We start from the raw sequence: 18,976 nt of genomic DNA, 5'->3' as shown, positions 1-18,976 counted from the left end.
GGCCCGTGCCGGCCGCTTCAGTTCAGGCTCGGATTCTCAGGCCTCTGCGCTCGAACCCCTCGGGATCTGGCGCAGATCCAGGACAGCGGAGAGCTCGCGCGGATCGCGCCCGCCCATGCGGGCGAGGATCATCGCGGCGAGACGTGTGCCGACCTCGGCCGGCGGCAGTTCCATGGTGGTGAGGCCCGGCCGGGCATAAGAGGCCGCTGGAATGTTGTCATGGCCGGTGACCGCGATGTCGGGGCCGATGGCGAGGCCGGCCTCGACCACGGCCTGCATCGCTCCGAGCGCCATCCGGTCCGTGGCGCAGACCAGCGCGGTCGGCGGCTGCGGTCCGGCCAGCAGCGCGGCGGCGAGACGATGGCCATCCTCCTCGGCCGGTTCGCCTTCGGCAAAGAGCTGCTGCGTGTCCTCCTCAAAGCCGGCTTCGGTCATCGCCCGCCGCCAGCCGGCTGCGCGCAGCGTCGCGAAGGTGAGATAGGATGGCGCCGACAGATGCGCGATCCGGCGATGGCCCAGCCCGATCAAGCGCTTCGTCAGGTCCCGAAAGCCTCCCTCGCCATCGCCGTCGACGAAGGCGTAAGGCTGTTTCGCCTCGGTCCGGCCATGGCAGATGAAGGGCACGCCCTTCGCCTCGAGATAGGCGACGCGCTCGTCGCGCCGGCGCGTCCGGGCGAGGATGAAGGCGTCGGCCCGGCCGCTTTCGACCAGGCGTCGATAGGTCGCCATCTCCTCGATGCCGGGACGGGCTGCCAGCAGGATGAGATCATGATGCTCGGCGGCGAGGCGCTCCCCGATCGCGGCGAGCAGTTCGGCGAAGACAGGTTCGTGGAAATGCCCGGGCTGCGCGGGCATCACGAAGGCGACCGTCTCGCCGGTTCCCTTGCGCAGCCGGCGAGCGGCGTTGTGAGGGCGGTAGTTCGCCTCGCGCGCCGCATGCCGGACACGCTCGCGCGTCGCCGGAGCGACGTCCGGATAGTCGTCGAGGGCTCGCGACACGGTCGTGATCGAGAGGCCCAGACGTTGCGCGAGTGCCTTGAGGGAGCTCAAAACTGGTCTCCAAAACGTTTTGGAAGCTTATAAAGCCGCCAGCGGGAGTCAAGCAGCCGCCGGGGCCCTTGCATCGAGCTCTCCAAGGACAGCACCGCCACCCGTCCAATTGAAACCGGCCCGTTCCGTCCCCACCTGCCTTGCCCGATGACGCTTTGCTGCAGGACCTGATGAACCAACCCACCCGCAAGCGCGCTCTGCTGCTGCGCAATCCCAAGGCGCGGCGCGGCGCTGAGTCGATCGAGCCGCTCCTGCAGCGGCTCGAGGCCGGCGGTCTCGACGTCACCATCGAGACCTTCGAGGCGCTGCCGGAGATCGCCCGCGACATCGTGCGTCTGCGCGATCGCGCCGACCTCGTCATCGTCTGCGGCGGCGACGGCTCGGTCTCGTCGGCGGCACTCGCGGCGATGGAGAGCGGCCTGCCGATGGGCATCATCCCGATGGGCACCGCCAACGATCTCGCGCTGACGCTCGGCATCCCGTCCGACCTCGTCGCCGCTGCCGAGGTGATCGCCCGTGGCGAGACGCGGCCGGTCGATGTCGGCACAGTCAACGGCCACGCCTTCTTCAATGTCGCCAGCATCGGGCTGAGCAGCGACCTGGCGCAGAGCCTCGATCCGGTGCTGAAGAAGCGCTTCGGCCGGCTCGGCTATGCGCTTGCCGCGATGAAGGTCATGACCCGGGCGGCGCACTTCAAGGCGAGGATCACCGAGAAGGGCCAGACGACCGAGGTCGAGACCTATCAGGTCGCGATCGGCAACGGCCGGCACTATGGCGGCGGCAACGTCGTCGAGGAGAGCGCCGAGATCGATGACGGCCATCTCGATCTCTACAGTCTCGAGATGACCAATCTCTGGAAGCTGGCGCTGATGCTGCGCTCGTTCAGATCGGGCACGCACGGTGCATGGCGCGAGGTGCGCACGGCACGCTGCGTCGAGTTCGACATCGAGACCAAGCGGCCGATGCCGGTGAACACCGATGGCGAGATCGTCACCGCCACCCCGGCGCATTTCAAGGTCCACCCCAAGGCGATCTCGATCTTCACGCCGAGCGTCGGCGCGGGCGATACGGCGGCGCGGCCCCATCTCTATCACCGCTGAGGGGTGTCCTCTGCGAAAGGCTGTGGTCGCCTGAGCTCCTCCCTTCCCCCTTGTGGGGAAGGGTATGGGGATGGGGGGCGAACGACTGGGTGCAAGGTGACTTGTAGAATCGGATCGGACCGATTGGCCAAGGCACAGCCTCGACTTTGCGCCCCCCACCCCTGCCCCTCCCCACAAGGGGGAGGGGTTCCCCGCCCATGGTGCCTTTCGCAGAGGAATCCTAGCAGAGCAAAGAAACGGGCAGGCGCTCGGTCGACAGGCCGGTACAGCCGCGGCGTTCGGCTCTCGGAAACCTCTCGGCGTTACGCTCCTGCGCAGCTGCCAGGAGATGCCGCTTGGAAACCTTGCTCTATCCGCCGGTGAAACGCTTCCTCGAGGAGCTCGGCTATGTCGTGAAGGGCGAGATCGGCCGCTGCGATCTCGTCGGCCTCCGGGAGGGCGACGCCACCGTGGTGGTGATCGGCGAGCTCAAGCTCGCCTTCAACCTGGAGCTCATCCTGCAGGGCGTCGACAGGCTGCGTCTCGGCGACGAGATCTGGCTGGCGGCGCAGCTCTCGGTGAGGGGCAAGGGGCGGGAGAGCGATCCGCGCTATCGCGATCTCTGCCGGCGCCTCGGCTTCGGCCTGCTCGGCGTCTCCAGCACCGGCCGTGTCGAGGTTCTGGTCTCGCCGACCGCGCCGACGCCGCGCAAGAACCCGCGGGCCCGCTCGCGACTGGTCGACGAGCATCGGCGCCGCAAGGGCGATCCGGCCGCCGGCGGCAGCACGCGCCAGCCGATCATGACCGCCTATCGCCAGCAGGCGCTCGCCTGCGCCGCGGCGATGAGCGCCGAGCCAAGGCGTCCGCGCGACCTCAGGCCGTCATGCCCCGACGCGCAGAAAATCCTGCACGGCAACGTCTATGGCTGGTTCGAGCGGGCCGAGCGCGGTGTCTACGGTCTGACCGATGCCGGCCGCAGCGCTCTGGAGCGGTGGGGAACGGCCTTTCCAGCGGCCGAACCCGAGCATGAGCTATCGGCCGCCTAGCCCAGCCAGCATCCGCGTCAGTTCCGCCGACGACATCGGCTTGGCGAGCGGGTAGGCCTGACCAGCCCAGAGCAGGGTGAAGTCATCGCGGCCTGCCGCCTCGGCGGCGCTGCGCAGCGGCCCCAGCGCCGTGCCGGCAGTCGGGAATGCCGGGGCGAGCTCGGAGAGCGGCCCAAGCTCCGCCATGGCGCGGTTGACAATGCCGCGCGCCGGCCGGCCGGTGAACAGGTTGGTGATCGCGGTCGGCCGCTCGCCCATGCCGAGCGCCTTGCGATAGATCGGCGAGATGCTGGCCTCGGGCGTGAACAGATAGGCGGTGCCGACCTGGACGGCGGCGGCCCCGAGCGCGAAGGCGGCTTCGACGCCGCGCCGGTCGGTGATCCCGCCGGCGGCGATCACCGGGACGGAGACGGCGTCGACGACCTGCGGCACCAGCGCCAAGGTGCCGACCTGCTCCGAGATCCTGTCGTTCAGGAAGATGCCGCGATGGCCACCGGCCTCTGCCCCCATGGCGATGACCGCATCGACGCCGTGCTCGGCGAGCCAGCGCGCCTCGGCCACCGTGGTCGCCGAAGCGATCACCCTGGCACCGGTGCGCTTGACCCGCCCGAACAGCTCAGGCGCGGGCAGGCCGAAATGGAAGCTGACGACCTCGGGACGATACTCCTCGACGACGCCGGCAAGGGCAGCGTCGAAGGGCGTGCGCCCGCTCGGCGTCTTCGGCATGTCCGGATCGAGTCCGGCCTCGGCATAGTAGCCGGAGAGGCGCTTCAGCCAGGCCGCCTGGCGCGCCGGATCGTCGGCCGGGGGCGTATGGCAGAAGAAGTTGAGGTTGATCGGCCGGCGCGTGCCGGCCCGCACGGTGTCCAGTGCCGTCCGCAAGCCCGCCTCATTGTATTGCGCGCCGGCCAGCGAGCCGAGGCCGCCGGCTTCGCTGACCGCAATGGCCATCTCCGGCGTCGAGGCGAGGGCCATGGGCCCCTGGATGATCGGCAATTCGATGCCGAACAGGTCGAGCAGTCGCGCTTGTGCGGTGCTGGTCATGGTCGTTCCTCACGGGCCGGGCCGGTTCGACGGCTACTCTCCGGCCCAGCCCGCTGATTGCAAGGCGAAGGTCAGCCCATCCGGAGTGCAAAAACCATCCAGCGCCGAGTGCTAGCCTGTCCCTGGTCAGGCCGGCTTATGCGGCAAAGCGAGGCCGTAGCGCTCGTCGGCAGGCTGTTCCTCGGCCTTGCGCAGCCTGGTGTCCCTGAGCTCGTCGGCGGCTTCCAGGATCGGATAGGCGATCGAGGTGATATGGCCGTGGATGCGCTTCAGGTCGCGCAGCACGTCGAGATGGATCGACGAGGTCTCGAGCGACTGAGCGACCCCGCTGCGCAGGCGCTCGTAATGCTTCTCGGTCGCCATGCGCTCGGCGACGCGCATCGCGCTCTTCTCGTCGAAGAGCTGGCGGGCGAGGGTGATGTCGCGCGAGGCGAGCACGTTGAGCGAAAGCTGCAGGCTGTGGCTGACGCGGGCGTGGAAGTCGCGAATCTCCGCGAGGCCTTCCTCGGAGAAGCGGTAGCGCTTGCGAATCTTCTTCTCCGCCAGTTCCCGCAGATTCTTGTCGATGATGTCGCCGATATGCTCGAGATTGGTGGTCGCCGTGATGATCTCGAACAGGCGCCGGCTATCCTCCTCGCAGAGCGGGCGACGCGAGAGCTGGACGAGATAGAGCTTGATCGCCTCGTGGATGGTGTCGACGCCGTCATCGGCCGCGGCGATCTCGCGCGAGAGTGCGAGCTTGTCCTGCTCCAGCAGGATCAGCAGGTCCTTCAGCATGGCGCTGACGCGGTCGCCGAGATGCAGCGTCTCGCGCATCGCGCTGGCGAGGGCTTCCGGCGGGCTGTCGAGCAGGCTGGGGTCGAGATAGAGCGGCTGCGTGCGCTTTTCCGCTTCGGGCGCGGCCGGGGTCAGGCGCGTGACCAGCGCGGCGATCGGACCGGTGAAGGGCAGGAAGGCGAGGGCGCCGATGATGTTGAGCGCCAGATGGATCTCGACCGCGAGACGTGCGGGATTCTGCGACAGCTGCGAGAACCATCCCGCCAGCGGCTTGGCGAATGGGATCACGACGAGCGCGATGATGATGCGCGTCAGCAGGTTGGCGAGCGCGACACGGCGCTGCACGACCGGCGCGCCGAGCTGGTCGATCACCGGCACCAGCGCATTGCCGAGATTGGCGCCGACGATCAGGATCAGCGCCGTCGGGGCCGGGAACAATCCGCCGGCCCAGAACGAGGCAATCAGCAGGACGATGGCAAGGCTCGAATGGGTCAGCCAGGTCGCGGCGACGGTGAGCGCGATGGCGAGCAGGGGCTCGCTCGCCAGCGCCTCGAACACCGTGCGGAAGACCGGCGACTGCGCCAGTGGCGCCGAGGCGGTCTTGAGCTCGGCGAGCGAGAGCAGGATCAGCCCGATGCCGACGATCAGGCGGCCGATGTTGCGGGCGCGGTTCATCGCCTCGTTGGCGAGGTAGAGCGTCACGCCGATGGCGAGGCAGGCGCCCCAGATCCAGCCCAGGTCGAACGAGATGACGAATGCCGCCATCGCCGTGCCGACATTGGCGCCGAGCAGCACGGCGAAGGCCATCGGCAGGCCGATCAGGGCCTGGCCGGCAAATGAGGAGAGCAGCAGCGTCGTCGCCGTCGAGCTCTGCAGGATCAGCGTGACCACCGCCCCGCTCGCCATCGCCGAGACGCGATTGCCGGTGAAGCGCGCGATCGCCTGCCGCAGCGACGATCCGAACGCCCGGGTCGCGCCCGTTCGCACCAGCCGGACCGCCCAGATCAGCAGCGCTACCGCGCCGGCAAGATGGATCAGGATGGCGGTGGTGCTCTCGGCGGCGTTCATCGTGGGGAGGGCGCTCCTTCGGCGGGAATCGGAAAGATCAAACGACAGATTATGCCGTCAAATTCGTTAGCCGTCTTATAAAATCTGCGGCGAAAATGATCTACTTCTCTCGCATGCATTCTGGTCGGGGTAGGGCGGGAAGTGCTCGGCGGACGAGTGCAAGCGCGCCAGCCTGCGATGAAACGCAAGGCCGGGATTGCCGTCAGCGATCGCTGGCGAAGCGATCCTTGTATTCGGCCAGTGTGGAGGAATTAGGTCAGGCTTCTGAGGCAGGCTTCGCCCGGGATTTGCTCGCAAGGGCCGCGCGCTCGGCCGCCATCGCCGTGATCAGGCGAGGATAGGCTTCCTGCATCGCATCGCGGAAGGCCTCGAACGGCATGTCGTCATGGTCGCCGCGGTCGAGCACATAGTCCATGTGCTTGCGCCCTTCCGTGTCGAAGGGCTGGAAGATCGAATCCGTGCTGCCGTCGAAATCGAGCGGCTCGACGCCGAAGCGGGCGCAGAAGGCAAGATCGAAGGCCGGCGTCGCCTTGACCCAGCGGCCTTCCAGATAGAGCAGCGTATAGGCGTGCCAGCGGAAGACGTCGCTGCCCATCAGTTCGAGGATGCGCGGCGAAGCCAGGTGGTTGCGCACGTCCGCAAAACCCACTCTGGCCGGGATGCCGGCGGCACGACAAACCGCGGCAAGCGTCACCGCCTTGGGCACGCAGAACGAGCCCTTCGCCTCCAGGCAGCGCGAGGCAATGAAGAGGTCGCGCTCGATGCCGAAATAGCGCAGGTCGTAGGGGATGGCGTCGCGGACGGCATAATAGAGCCGCACCGCGCGGAAGCGGTCCGGGCCGCTGCCGGCATGCCGGTCGACAAAGGCGCGGACCGCCGGCGCATTGGCGTCGATGAAAGGCGTGGCCTTGAGTGCCCCGGCGAGCCTGTCGTCGCTCATCGCACACACCCCTTTATCCAGATTGCATCAATGGCAAGCACAGGAGAACACCTCCCCCTTGTGGGGAGGGGCAGGGGTGGGGGTTGCAAAGCCGGAGCGATCGGTCGAACCAGGCAGCGCTGTTGCTGCTGCCAACTCCGCTTTCTGCTGGCGGTCACCAAGCGGCACCACCCCCATCCCCATACCCTTCCCCACAAGGGGGAAGGGAGGCACCCGAGCCTGCATCCGCTCGCTTGGAATGGCCCGGACCAACATGTGTCTACGCCTCACTCGATGGATGCCGCAGTCGCCAGGCGATTTGCGGCAAGCGGTCGGCACCGAAGAAGCTCTCGCCGTCCAGCGTCACGAACGGCACGCCGGTCACGCCGGCTGCGTTGGCCTCATCCACTGCCTCGCTGAGGCGCTGGCGGCCCTCGGCCCCGTCGATCATGGCGCGGATCGTCTCGGGAGTCTCGCCTGAGAGGCAGGGCAGGGCGGTGAGCACGGCCAGGTCGGCGATATTCTCAGCCCTGGCGAAGAAGGCCTCGAAGATATCGCTCGCCAGCCGCAGCCCGTCCTGTGGCCGTGGCGCGGTCCAGGCATGGTAGAGCCGCCCGGCGAGATGGGCCGAGATCTGCAGCGGCTCGGGGATACGGAACGGTAGGCCGAAGAACGCGGCCGAGCGGCTCACGTCCTCGAGGAAATAGCGCCGCCGGGCCGGCGTCTCCAGCGGGTTGGTGACGCCCTGCTGCTTGAACACGGCCCAGAGCAGGATCGGCCTGAGCTCCAGCGTCCGGCCGTGCTCTTCAGCCAGTCGCGTCAGCGGGCCGAGCGCGAAATAGGAATAGGGCGAAGCGAAATCGAGATAGAGGCGGATCGCTCCCGGCATCGCCATCAGAACCTGAAGACGCCGTAGCTGGGCGGACCGAGGGGGGCGTTGAGCGAGGCCGAGATCGCCACGCCCAAAGCGTTGCGGGTGTCGAGCGGGTCGATGATGCCGTCGTCCCAGAGTTCCGAGGTCGAGTAATAGGCCGAGAGCTGCTCCTGATAGGCCTTGCGCGTCTCGTCCCAGAGCTTGTCGATCTCGCCTTTGTCGACCGCGCCGCCATTGCGCTTCATCTGGTTGGCCTTGACCTCGGCCAGCGTGTTCGCCGCCTGGTCGCCGCCCATCACGCCGATCTGGTGGTTCGGCCAGGAGAACAGGAAGCGCCCGTCGAAGGCGCGCCCGCACATGCCGTAATTGCCGGCGCCGAAGGAGCCGTTGCACATCACCGTGAACTTCGGCACCCGTGAGCAGCTCTGCGCCATGATCATCTTGGCGCCGTCCTTGGTGATGCCGCGGCGCTCGTATTCGCGCCCGACCATGTAGCCGGTGATGTTCTGCAGGAAGACCAGCGGCGTGTTGTTCTGGTTGCAGAGCTCGATGAAGTGCGCGCCCTTGATCGAGGAATCGTTGAAGAGCACGCCGTTGTTGGCGAGGATTCCGACCTTGAAGCCCCAGATGTTGGCGAAGCCGCAGACCAAAGTCGTGCCATAGGCCGGCTTGTATTCATGGAAACGGCTGCCATCGACGATGCGGGCGATGATCTCGCGCATGTCGAAGGCTTTCTTGATGTCGTCCGGGACGATCCCGTAGATCTCGGCGGGATCGTAGAAGGGCTCCTCCGGCGCTTCCCGCTGCGCCTCCCAGCGCGGCAGCCGGTCCCATTGCGAGACGATATCGCGGCCGATCTCGATGGCGTGCTCCTCGCTGTCGGCCGGGTAGTCGCAGGTGCCCGAGACACTGGTGTGCATCTCGGCGCCGCCGAGTTCCTCGACCGTGACGTCCTCGCCGGTCGCCGCCTTCACCAGAGGCGGGCCGCCCAAGAAGACCGCGCCGGTGCCGCGCACGATGACGCTGTAGTCGGAGAGCCCCGGGATATAGGCGCCGCCGGCCGTGCAATGGCCGAAGACCAGAGCGAGCTGCTTCACGCCCATCTTCGACAGCATCGACTGGTTGCGGAAGATCCGCCCGCCCATATAGCGATCCGGAAACAGCTCCGACTGGAGCTGCAGGAAGCCGCCGGCTGAATCGCAGAGATGCACGACCGGCAGCCGGTTCTCCATGGCGATATCGAGGGCGCGGACGATCTTCTTGACCGTCAGCGGATACCAGGCGCCGCCTTTCACCGTCGGATCGTCGGCGCGGATCATGACCTCGCGGCCGGAGACCATGCCGATGCCGACGATCGAGCTGGCCGAGGGCGATTCCCCGCCATAGGCCATGTTGCCGGCGAGCGAAGACAGCTCGAGAAAGGGCGTGCCGGGATCGAGCAGCAATTCGATGCGCTTGCGCTGCGGCATCTTCTGCTGGCGGGCGAGCCGGTCGAGGTCACGCTGCGGCCGGCTATGGCGCGCGGCCTCCTGCTTCGCCCGGAATTCGGCGACGAGGCGGCGGTTATGTGCCTCGTTGCGGCGGAAATCGGCGGAAGCCGTGTTGATCGACGATTGCAGTCTGGACATCGGGTCAGCCTTCCGCCGGCGCCGCGAGACGGGCGAGCACGGCGTCCTTGTCGAAGCCTTCGCCCTCGCGCGCCGCGATCTCGGCGATCTCGCCGTCACGTGGCGCATCGAGTTTCATCTGCAGCTTCATGCTTTCGATGGTGACGATGGTCTCGCCGCGCTGGACGCTGTCGCCGACGCGCTTGTGGACCACGATGACCGTGCCCGGCATCGGCGCGCGCACCACGTTCGCGCCGCCGCCGGCTGAGACGTCCGCCGCGGCATCGCGCCGGCGCAGCGCGAAGCTGCGTCCATCCAGCCGGACGATGACGCCGTCGACGCTGCCGGCGCGGGCAAAGGCGACCGGTGCGCCGTCCAGCATCAGCGCGCGGCTGCCGTCGCCGGCTTCGTCGAGGTTTTCCACGACATGCCGACGACCGTCGATCGAGAGCACGAGATGCGGGCGGCGCGCCAGGATGGTGGTGTGATGGACTGTGCCGTCGAGGTCGAGCTTGAGGACCATCGTCAGTTCCTCCAATGCCCGATCGAAGCGTGCGGCTCGGGCACGCCAAGGACGAGATCGCGGAAGTCGCGCAGGCCGAGCGCTGCGGCGATCAGCACCTTGTCGCGCGTCGCTTCATCCGGCTCGCTGGCGGTGAGTTCGGCCTTGTGCTGCACGACGAAGCCGGTGTGCAATTCGGCGGCGGCGAAGGCGGGGTGGCCGAGCACCCGGGCGAGATAGTCGATATTGGTCTTGACCCCGAGCAGAGAAAGATCGTGCAGCGCCGTAATGGCGCGCTCTGTCGCTATGGCGCGGTCCGGCCCATGGGCGACGAGCTTGGCCAGCATTGGGTCGAAATCGGCGGTGACGCGCTGGCCGCGGTCAAGCGCGTTCTCGAAGCGCAGATAGGGAGCCTGCGGCACGCCAAGATGCAGGATCGTGCCGGTCTCGGGCAGGAAGTCGCGCTCGGGGTCCTCGGCGCAGATCCGGCATTCGATGGCATGGCCATCGGCGGCGACGGAGCCTTGCGTGAAGGGCAGGTCGCCTCCCGCGGCGATCTCGATCTGCAGCCTGACAAGGTCGAGCCCGGTGATCATCTCGGTGACGGGATGCTCGACCTGCAGGCGCGTGTTCATCTCCAGGAAGAAGAAGCGCCCATCGGCGCCGAGGATGTATTCGACGGTGCCGGCATTGCGGTAGTTCGAGGCGGCTGCGAGCCTGACCGCCGAGGCGCAGATCTCGTCGCGCAAGCCGGCCGGCAGGTTGGCGGCCGGCGCTTCCTCGATGATCTTCTGGAAGCGGCGCTGCACCGAGCATTCGCGCTCGAAGAGGTGGATGGCGCCGCCCTTGCCGTCGCCGAAGACCTGCACCTCGATATGGCGCGGCCGCTCGACGAAGACCTCGGCATAGACGCGCCCGTCGCCGAAATAGCGCTGAGCCTCGCTCGCGGCGAGGCGGGCCGCGCCTTCAAGCTCCTCGGCCGAGCGCACGATGCTCATGCCCTTGCCGCCGCCGCCCGCCGCCGCCTTGATCAGCAGCGGAAAGCCGATCTCGACCGCCCGGCGGGTGAACTTGGCGAGGTCCTCGGTTGGCATCACCGAGGGCGCCACCGGCACGCCGTGCTCGGCCGCGAACTGGCGCGCCGAGATCTTGTCGCCCATCAGCGCGATCGTGTCGGCATCCGGCCCGATGAAGGTGAGCCCGGCCTCGCTGACGGCGCGGGCAAAGCGCGCATTCTCGGAGAGGAAGCCATAGCCAGGATGGATCGCGTCGGCGCCGACAGCGCGGGCGGCCGCGATGATCTGTCCGCCGTCGAGATGGGCGGCGACCGGCGTTTCGCCGGAGATTTCGACCGCCTCGTCGGCTTCGCGCACATGCCGGGCGCGGGCCTCGACAGGGTGATGGATCGCGACCGAGGCGATGCCCATCTCGCGCAAGGTCCGGATGATGCGGCAGGCGATCTCGCCGCGATTGGCGATCAGGACCTTGCGGAACGGCGGGGTATCGTCCGGAGCCGTCATCATGCGTCGCCCGTGGTCTTGAAGCCGTGGAAAGGCAGGGCGATCGGGAGAAGGCTTTCTCGTGCTCGCCTGCGAAGCACAAGCCCTCCCCCCGCTTGCGGTGGGGAGGGTTGGGTGGGGGGCAGTGCCGCTTGGCGCGGCTCTGAAGAATGGGCGAGCCCTGCTTTGCGGCCCCCCATCCCTAACCCTTCCCCACCGCAAGCGGGGGGAAGGGGATGCCCTCCGCCTTCACTCGATTGCGCTGCCTGGAGGGGGCCGCCCGGCGCGAGCCACGAAGCAGGCACCGGCACCGGCAGGCTCATCAGCACTTGCGCCATCGCCTTGCCTTGCGGGTCATGGCGCAGCGAGGCGATGCCGCCGCCGCCGAGTGCGCGGTGCATCACGAGATTGAAGCCGCCGAGGCCCGGCCAGTCGAAGCGTTCGACCTTGCCCGCGACATGATGAGCGAAGTACCGGCCGACCGCCTCGGGCGTCAGCGCCCGCTTGAGCCAAGGGACGAAGGCGGCGTCACGCGCGATCACGCCGATATTGGCGATGTCGCCCTTGTCGCCGCTGCGGCCAAAGGCGAGGGCGACGAGCGGGACCGCCGTCGTCTCGCTGGCGGCCTCCGCAACATCCGCGTCTGCGCTGACCCTGTCGGATTCACAAATCTGGTCCCGAGCCGGATGTGGCGCCTCTCTCTCCCGGAACGGGGGAGAGATGGAGAGGGGGCCTGCGCCATAATCCACCAGCGTCGGCTCTGCCCCCTCCCAACCCTCCCCCGTTCCGGGAGAGGGCTCCCGCGCCTGAAGCTCACCGCGGGAGAGCCTGTCGGGCTCAACTGCGAGGTCTGTGGACGTCATAGCTGCGGCAACGGACGAGGGCGCGTTCGCCGCCGCCAACGGGATATGCGCCGGCACCGGCAGGCTCGCCGCACCGAGGCTGACGGTCGGCTGCAGTTCGGCTTTGTCGATCAGGAAGGAGAACAGCCTGATCACCGGCTGCGGCTCGGGCCGGCCGCCGGCGAAGCCGGTCAGGCTCTGCGCCATCGCGGTCGCGGCCGGGTAGATCTCGCGGGCGAAGATCTGCAGCGCTTCCCTGGAGGGATGGCGCACGCCGATCTTGAGCACGACCTCGCGCGTCGCCCGCGCCCGGCTCCGGGCGCCATAGCTCGCCTCGGCGCCGAGCGTCTCGACCGAAGTCTCGGCGAAATCCGGGAAGCCGGCCGCGCGGATCAATCGGCCGCAGCGGGAAAGGATCGCCCTGGCGACGGCCTCGGCCCGCTCGGCCGCGTCATCGCCGACGATCATCATCGTCGTCGCGCAGCGATAGCCGTCGGGGTAGGTGGCGCTGACCTTGTAGCTCCCGGACGGAGCCCGCCCGCGCGCGCCGGAAACCCGGACGCGGTCCGGGCCGGAGGCTTCGAGCTTCACCTGCGACCAGTCGCAAGTGACATCGGGCAGCATGTAGGCGGCGGGATCGCCGACCTCGTAGACGATCTGCTCGGCGATCGTCGCCGGGCTGATCCGGCCGCCGGTGCCCTCGGGCTTGCTGATTTCGAAGCTGCCATCGGCGCGGCAATCGGCGAAGGGGAAGCCCATATCGGCCCAGTCGCCGGCGACTTCGCGCCAGTCCGTGACGATACCGCCGGTCGCCTGCGCGCCGCATTCGAGGATGTGGCCGGCGAGGCTCCCGGCCGAGAGCCGGTCGTAATCCTCGGCCGACCAGCCGAATTCATGGATCAGCGGGCCGAGTACGACGGCCGAGTCGACGCAGCGCCCGGTCACCACGACATCGGCGCCCGCCGCGAGCGCCGCCGCGATCGGAAAGGCGCCGAGATAGGCGTTGATGCTGGCGGTCCGCTCGGGGAAAGGCGCGCCGGAGAACATCTCGGTGACGCCGGCTGTCCGAAGATGCTCAGCTTCGCCCGAGAGATCGTCGCCGGTGACGATTGCGACCTTGAGGTCGACGCCGACCTCCTTGAACGCGGCGAGCAGGGCGTCGCGGCAGGCTTGCGGATTGACGCCGCCGGCATTGGTGACGACGCGGATGCGCTTCTCGGCGATCTCGCGGGCGAGCGGCTTCATCACCAGCGAAACGAAGTCGGTCGCGTAGCCGAGCGCCGGGTTCTTCGCCTTCATCCGGGCGAGGATCGACATGGTGATCTCGGCCAGATAGTCGAGCACGAGATAGTCGATGCCGCCCCGTTGGACGAGCTGGCGCGGCCCCTCCGGGCTGTCGCCCCAGAAGCCGGCGCCGCAGCCGATGCGGATGCTCTCGCGCACGGCGCTCACCGCCCGGTCCAGGCCGGCGGACGCTTCTCGGCAAAGGCGGCGAAGCCCTCGCGCGCATCCTCGGTGCGGGCCATGTTGGCCAGCATGAACTGGGCATATTCGAGCGCCGTATCCGTCGACATCTCGCGGATCTTGGCGAGGCTCTGCTTGCCCAGGCGAATGCCGGTCGGCGACTTGTCAGTAAGGCGGCCGACCAGCCAGTCCGTCTTCGCATCGAGTTCGCCTGCCGGCACGGCGTAGTTGACGATCGCGGCAGCTTCGGGATCGCCCGCCCTGATGGTCTCGCCGGTGAGGCAGAGTTCCATCAGCCGGCGATAGGGCAGGACCCGCATCAGATAGGGCAGGATCATCATCGGGAAGAGCCCGACCTTGACCTCGGTCACCCCGAGCAGGACGTCGTCGCGCGCCACCACCAGATCGCAGGCGCAGATCAGGCCGAAGCCGCCGGCGAGCGCATGGCCGTTGACCCGCGCCACCAGCGGCAGCCGGCAGGCGTCCATCCGGCGCAGCAGCCGGGCGACGTAATGGCGGGGATCGGCGGCCTCGATGGTGAAGGGCGTTCCGTCGGCGTTCGGCTTGAGGTCGCCGCCGGCGCAGAAGGCCTTGTCGCCGGCTCCGGTCAGGGTCACGGCACGCACCGCGGGATCGGCCTCGGCCTGGTCGAGTGCGGCGACGAGTCCCTCGGCAACCGCCTCGTTCAGCGCGTTGCGGCGGCTCTCGCGGTTGATCATGACGACCAGCGTCGCGCCCTGCCGTCGGGTGATGACCTCTTCGCTCACGGTTCCATCCCTGCGCGGCTCGCTGAGGGAGCCTTTGAGCAATAAATGATTTCAATTCATTTGTTGTGTCAATAGCCGTGAGGCGGTGAGAGCGCGCCGAATGGCACGCAAATGGATTGTTCGATTTTGCCGCATAGGCTCGCGTTGACAGTCGCTGCCGCCACTGATGAAATACGCTCAATAAGGTCAATCGAGCCGAATGGCTCGCTGCCTGCACCGCTGCGTGGGGGCGAGGGAGGAGATCGACGTGAATGCCGTGAACGGTAACAACCGCGCCAATGCCTTCGGCCTCGACGAGGAGCAGACCGCCATCCTCGACGGCGCCGATCGTTATGCCCGGGCCGAGCTCTATCCCCTGTCGCAGCGCATGGACAACGAGGAATGGTGGCCGGAGGAGGGCTTCCGCCATATCGGCGAGAGCGGCTTTCTCGGCGCGACGATCCCCGAGCAATATGGCGGGGCGGGGCTCGACCTGCTTCAGGCGGGGCTCGTCCTGCAGGGCTTCAGCCGCTGGAACCACGCCATGGCGCTCTCGGTCGTCGCCCATGACAACCTCTGCGCCAACAACATCTACCGCAACGGCAATGAGGAGCAGCGGCGCCGGTATCTGCCCGATCTCTGCTCAGGGAAAAAGCTCGGCGCGCTCGGCCTGACCGAGCCGGGGGCGGGCTCGGACGCGCTCGGCTCGATGCGGACCACCGCGCGCCGCGACGGCGACCATTACATCCTCAACGGCAGCAAGATCTTCATCACCAACGGCCCGGTCGCCGACGTGCTCCTGGTCTATGCCAAGACCGACAAGGAGCGTGGCGCCCACGGCATCTCCGCCTTCATCGTCGAGAAGGACTATCCCGGCTTCAAGGTGGCGCAGAAGCTGACCAAGATGGGCTATCGCGGCAGCCCGACCGGCGAATTGCTGTTCGAGGATTGCCGCGTTCCGGCCGCCAATCTGGTCGGGGCTGAGAACCAGGGCGTCGCCATCGTGATGAGTGGGCTCGACCTCGAGCGCGCGATGATCTCGCCGCTCTGCCTCGGCATTTCCGAGCGCGCGCTCGAGCTCTCGATCGACTACGCCAAGACGCGCAAGCAGTTCGGCAAGCCGATCGGCTCCTTCCAGATGGTCCAGTCGATGCTGGCCGAGATGTATGTGCTGGTCGAGACCATGCGCAGCTTCAGCTATCGCACGCTGGCCGAGGCGGCGCCGCTCGAAGTCGGTGGCGGCGGGCGCGGCGACATCCACCGCTTGACCGCGGCCTCGGTGATGTATGCGGCGCAGGCCTGCCACGATGTGCTCGACAAGGCCGTGCAGGTCCATGGCGGCGCCGGTTATATCTGGGAATCGGAGATCAACCGGCTCTTCCGCAGCACCAAGCTGCTCGAGATCGGCGCCGGCACGACCGAAGTCCGCAAGATGATCATCGCCGGCGAGTTGCTGAAGGGGATGGAGCGCCATGGCTGACGCAGCCGCCGAGCCCCGCGAACTCGGGCTGGAGGACGCCGACCTCGCTCGGCTGCCGACGGTCTATGCGACGGATGCCTTCGTCGGGCGCAGCGTCCTGATCTCAGGCGGCGCCGGCGGCATCGGCCGCGCCACCGCCTGGCTGCTCGGCCGGCTCGGTGCGAAGGTGATCATCGCCGGGCGCGACGAGAGCAAGCTGGAGGCGGCGGCCGAGGCGATGCGCGCCGCCGGGCTGAAGGCGGCCGCCAAGACGGTGAATGTCCGCGATCCCGCGACGATCACGGCCCTGCACGACTGGATCGCGGCCGAATTTGGCGGCATCGACATTCTCGTCAACAGCGCTGGCGGGCAATTCCCGCAGGCGGCGATCGACTTCTCGACCAAGGGCTGGAACGCCGTCGTCGACACCAATCTCAACGGCACCTGGTACATGATGCAGGAGGCCGCCCGGCGCTGGCGCGACGCGAAACGGGCGGGCAGCATCGTCTCGATCGTGGTGGTGACACGGCAAGGGCTGCACGGCGTCGCCCATACGATCGCGGCGCGCGCTGGCGTGGTCGGGCTGACCCAGGCGCTGGCGGTAGAATGGGCGCCGCTCGACATCCGGGTGAATTGCATCGCGCCGGGCGCGATCGAGACGCCAGGCTGGCGGGTCTACGATCCGCAGGTGGTCAAGGCCTATCCGCGCTCCAACCCGATGATGCGCACCGCGACGACCTGGGAGGTGGCGGAAGCTTGTGCCTATCTCTGCGGACCGGCGGCGGCTTACGTCACCGGCGAGGTGCTCAACGTCGCCGGCGGGGCGCAGCTCTGGGGCGAGACCTGGACGATCCCGCGCCCGGATTTCTTCGATGGTCCGGGCAGCAGTGGCGGGTAGGCCATGACCTCAGCCCTCATCCTGAGGAGCCGCGAAGCGGCGTCTCGAAGGATGCTCCAGGAGGTTCGGAAGCCATCTGGAACATCCTTCGAGACGCGCCCCTGCGGAGCGCTCCTCAGGATGAGGGCTGAGTTGTTGAGCTATGCCTCAGCTGCGTTGAGGAGACGGCTTCGCCGGGGCGATCCCGGCCGCAGCCTCGAGCCGGGCCGTCGCCGTCTCCAGCCGAGCGACCACGCTCTCCATCGGCGAGGCCGGCTGGTCGAGCGCCACGCCGCGATAGACCAGGTTGGTGATCGCTTCCGCCGTCTCGGCCGGGTCGTAATCGCCCTCGCCGCGCAGGAAGGTCCAGGTCCGGTGCTCGATGCAGCCGAAGACCAGGTCGCGCACCAGGCTGGGCGAGGTGTCGGGCCGCAGCTCGCCCGCGGCGATGCCGGCCTTGACCACGTCGACGAGGCGATGGGTGTAGGCGCGGTTGAGCTCGAACAAATGCGATCCCCGATAGTCCGGGGCAGGGCGGATCTCCTGGAACATCAATCGCGACAGCGCCGGATCGCGGCGGATCGAGGTGAGGTGGTTGTAGACCAGGAAGCGGATCTGGTTCCAGCTGCCGCGCACGGCGGCGAACTGCTCGGCATCCTCCTGCAGCAGCTCCTCGAACCAGTGCTCGACGACCTTGACCAAAAGTTCGCGCTTGTTGGCGAAGAAGCGGTAGATGCTGCCTTCGACCACGCCGGCGCGCAGCGCGATGTCGGTGATCAGCGCGTCGTTGTAGCCCTTCTCGGCGAAGACCTTCTTGGCCGCGGCCATGATGTCGGAGATCCGGCGCTCGGGCGGGAGCCGGTTGACCTGTCGCTTCAGCGCGCTGCGGGGTGCCATCGATGATCCTTGCTGACACGAAGCGCGGGAGCGCTGCGGTCGCTTTACGGCTGCCGGCGCGTCCGGGCGGGACGGCGGCGCTAATAAATATCATTCATCATCACCGCATTCCAGGCAAGAGCGTGGCCGCAAGCCGCGCTTTGCAGGGCGGTCGCCCGCGCGGAGTCGCGCGGGTTCCATAGGGGAGGGATCATGCCGTTGCCTGCCGCTTTTGCCGGACGCCTGCGCGTTCCCGTCATCGCCGCGCCGATGTTCCTGATCTCGGGACCGGATCTCGTCGTTTCCTGCTGCCGCAATGGCGCCGTCGGCAGCTTTCCGGCGCTCAACCAGCGCACCACGGCAGGCTTCGCCGACTGGCTCGACGAGATCACGGGGCGGCTCGACGGCGGGGGTGACGCAGCGCCGTTCGGCGTCAATCTCGTGGTCCATCGCAGCAACCCGCGGCTGGATGCCGATCTTGCTGTCGTCATCGAGCGCAAGGTGCCGCTGGTCATCACCTCGCTCGGCCTCAATCGCGATCTGATCAAGGCGGTGCAGGGCTATGGCGGTCTCGTCTTTCATGATGTTACGACGCTCGCTTTCGCGGCCAAGGCGGCCGAGGCCGGCGTCGACGGGCTGATCGCCGTCTCGGCCGGCGCTGGCGGCCATGCCGGGCCGCTCAACCCCTTCGCGGCGCTGGCCGATATCCGCCGCATCTTCGATGGCACGCTCGTGCTCGGCGGCGCGCTCAGCAATGGCGCGCAGGTCGCGGCAGCGATGATGGCGGGCGCCGACATGGCCTATCTTGGTACCCGTTTCATGGCGACGCAGGAGAGTCTGGCGCCGGAGGCGCTGCGGGGCATGCTGCTCGGCGCCTCCGCCGCCGACATCGTCTACACACCGGCGATCAGCGGCGTGCACGGCAATTTCCTGCGCCCGAGCATCGTGGCGGCCGGGCGCGATCCCGACGATCTCAGCAAGCCCACGAGCTATGATTTCGGCACGGCCGAAGCCAAGGCCTGGCGCGATATCTGGGCGGCAGGGCAGGGCGTTGGCGCGATCCGCGATCTGCCCGATGCAGGCGAGCTCTGCCGGCGGCTGGCCGATGAATACGAGGCGGCCCTGGCCGGCGCGTCGCGCCTGTCATGCCGGGCTGCTGTCGGAGCGGTTGGCTGAGCCCGGTTCATTGGCCGCTCATCCGGGCGGACGATGGCGGGTTGCCGGGTCGGGCGGTGCGAAAAAACCCA

16 protein-coding genes are annotated in these 18,976 nt (G+C 68.0%); 5 read left to right on the top strand and 11 right to left on the bottom strand.

The window, feature by feature from the left end:
- Positions 1 to 36: 36 nt before the first annotated feature.
- The gene (locus tag ACSQ24_RS15970) at positions 37 to 1,050 is read right to left on the bottom strand and encodes a substrate-binding domain-containing protein (protein ID WP_436095624.1); all 1,014 of its coding nucleotides are present in this window, start codon (positions 1,048 to 1,050) and stop codon (positions 37 to 39) included.
- 170 nt (positions 1,051 to 1,220) lie between these two features.
- On the opposite strand from ACSQ24_RS15970, the gene ACSQ24_RS15965 reads away from it, so the two are divergent.
- Both ACSQ24_RS15965 and ACSQ24_RS15960 read left to right on the top strand, forming a co-directional pair.
- On the top strand, positions 1,221 to 2,150 hold the full coding sequence (locus ACSQ24_RS15965) for a lipid kinase (protein WP_436095623.1): 930 nt from the start codon (positions 1,221 to 1,223) through the stop codon (positions 2,148 to 2,150).
- Positions 2,151 to 2,485: 335 nt separating this feature from the next.
- Positions 2,486 to 3,175, top strand: coding sequence for a DUF2161 domain-containing phosphodiesterase (locus tag ACSQ24_RS15960; protein ID WP_436095622.1), 690 nt, complete (start codon positions 2,486 to 2,488; stop codon positions 3,173 to 3,175).
- On the opposite strand, the gene ACSQ24_RS15955 is transcribed toward ACSQ24_RS15960, so the two are convergent.
- The 9 genes from ACSQ24_RS15955 to ACSQ24_RS15915 form a co-directional block, all read right to left on the bottom strand.
- On the bottom strand, positions 3,161 to 4,219 hold the full coding sequence (locus ACSQ24_RS15955; protein ID WP_436095621.1) for an NAD(P)H-dependent flavin oxidoreductase: 1,059 nt from the start codon (positions 4,217 to 4,219) through the stop codon (positions 3,161 to 3,163). The two genes, ACSQ24_RS15960 and ACSQ24_RS15955, sit on opposite strands and share 15 nt — an antisense overlap.
- A gap of 126 nt (positions 4,220 to 4,345) precedes the next feature.
- The gene (locus ACSQ24_RS15950; protein WP_436095620.1) at positions 4,346 to 6,064 is read right to left on the bottom strand and encodes a Na/Pi cotransporter family protein; all 1,719 of its coding nucleotides are present in this window, start codon (positions 6,062 to 6,064) and stop codon (positions 4,346 to 4,348) included.
- A gap of 256 nt (positions 6,065 to 6,320) precedes the next feature.
- Positions 6,321 to 7,004 carry a transglutaminase-like domain-containing protein gene (locus ACSQ24_RS15945; RefSeq protein ID WP_436095619.1) on the bottom strand — a complete coding sequence of 228 codons (684 nt, stop codon included), beginning with the start codon at positions 7,002 to 7,004 and terminating at the stop codon, positions 6,321 to 6,323.
- A gap of 259 nt (positions 7,005 to 7,263) precedes the next feature.
- Positions 7,264 to 7,878 carry a 2-hydroxychromene-2-carboxylate isomerase gene (locus ACSQ24_RS15940; protein ID WP_436095618.1) on the bottom strand — a complete coding sequence of 205 codons (615 nt, stop codon included), beginning with the start codon at positions 7,876 to 7,878 and terminating at the stop codon, positions 7,264 to 7,266.
- A complete protein-coding gene (locus ACSQ24_RS15935) occupies positions 7,878 to 9,485 on the bottom strand; it encodes an acyl-CoA carboxylase subunit beta (RefSeq protein WP_436095617.1) in 1,608 nt (535 codons plus the stop codon). Before ACSQ24_RS15935 ends, ACSQ24_RS15940 begins: the two co-directional genes overlap by 1 nt.
- A gap of 4 nt (positions 9,486 to 9,489) precedes the next feature.
- Positions 9,490 to 9,987: a biotin/lipoyl-containing protein gene (locus ACSQ24_RS15930; protein WP_436095616.1), complete on the bottom strand. Its 498-nt coding sequence runs from the start codon at positions 9,985 to 9,987 to the stop codon at positions 9,490 to 9,492.
- A gap of 2 nt (positions 9,988 to 9,989) precedes the next feature.
- A complete protein-coding gene (locus tag ACSQ24_RS15925) occupies positions 9,990 to 11,486 on the bottom strand; it encodes an acetyl-CoA carboxylase biotin carboxylase subunit (protein ID WP_436095615.1) in 1,497 nt (498 codons plus the stop codon).
- Positions 11,486 to 13,759 (bottom strand): acyclic terpene utilization AtuA family protein, encoded by a 2,274-nt coding sequence (locus tag ACSQ24_RS15920; protein ID WP_436095614.1) that lies wholly within the window; start codon positions 13,757 to 13,759, stop codon positions 11,486 to 11,488. Before ACSQ24_RS15920 ends, ACSQ24_RS15925 begins: the two co-directional genes overlap by 1 nt.
- The gene (locus ACSQ24_RS15915; RefSeq protein WP_436095613.1) at positions 13,756 to 14,538 is read right to left on the bottom strand and encodes an enoyl-CoA hydratase-related protein; all 783 of its coding nucleotides are present in this window, start codon (positions 14,536 to 14,538) and stop codon (positions 13,756 to 13,758) included. The genes ACSQ24_RS15920 and ACSQ24_RS15915 overlap by 4 nt, the downstream gene beginning before the upstream one ends.
- Before the next feature lie 247 nt (positions 14,539 to 14,785).
- Between ACSQ24_RS15915 and ACSQ24_RS15910 the strand changes: the two genes are divergently transcribed.
- Together ACSQ24_RS15910 and ACSQ24_RS15905 are read left to right on the top strand one after the other, a co-directional pair.
- The gene (locus ACSQ24_RS15910) at positions 14,786 to 15,997 is read left to right on the top strand and encodes an acyl-CoA dehydrogenase family protein (RefSeq protein WP_436095612.1); all 1,212 of its coding nucleotides are present in this window, start codon (positions 14,786 to 14,788) and stop codon (positions 15,995 to 15,997) included.
- Complete coding sequence (locus ACSQ24_RS15905; RefSeq protein ID WP_436095611.1) at positions 15,990 to 16,874, top strand: SDR family oxidoreductase; 885 nt, start codon at positions 15,990 to 15,992, stop codon at positions 16,872 to 16,874. Before ACSQ24_RS15910 ends, ACSQ24_RS15905 begins: the two co-directional genes overlap by 8 nt.
- Before the next feature lie 147 nt (positions 16,875 to 17,021).
- On the opposite strand, the gene ACSQ24_RS15900 is transcribed toward ACSQ24_RS15905, so the two are convergent.
- Positions 17,022 to 17,750, bottom strand: a complete 729-nt coding sequence (locus ACSQ24_RS15900) for a TetR/AcrR family transcriptional regulator (RefSeq protein WP_436095610.1) — start codon at positions 17,748 to 17,750, stop codon at positions 17,022 to 17,024.
- Positions 17,751 to 17,942: 192 nt separating this feature from the next.
- Here ACSQ24_RS15900 and ACSQ24_RS15895 point away from each other — a divergent pair, with 192 nt between their 5' ends.
- Positions 17,943 to 18,905, top strand: coding sequence for an NAD(P)H-dependent flavin oxidoreductase (locus ACSQ24_RS15895; protein WP_436095609.1), 963 nt, complete (start codon positions 17,943 to 17,945; stop codon positions 18,903 to 18,905).
- Positions 18,906 to 18,976: the final 71 nt, after the last annotated feature.

The sequence above is a fragment of the Allobosea sp. LjRoot237 genome, from assembly GCF_964253285.1.
In the GTDB taxonomy this organism is placed as follows: Bacteria; Pseudomonadota; Alphaproteobacteria; order Rhizobiales; family Beijerinckiaceae; genus Allobosea.
This window is presented reverse-complemented; position numbering and strand designations above follow the sequence as displayed.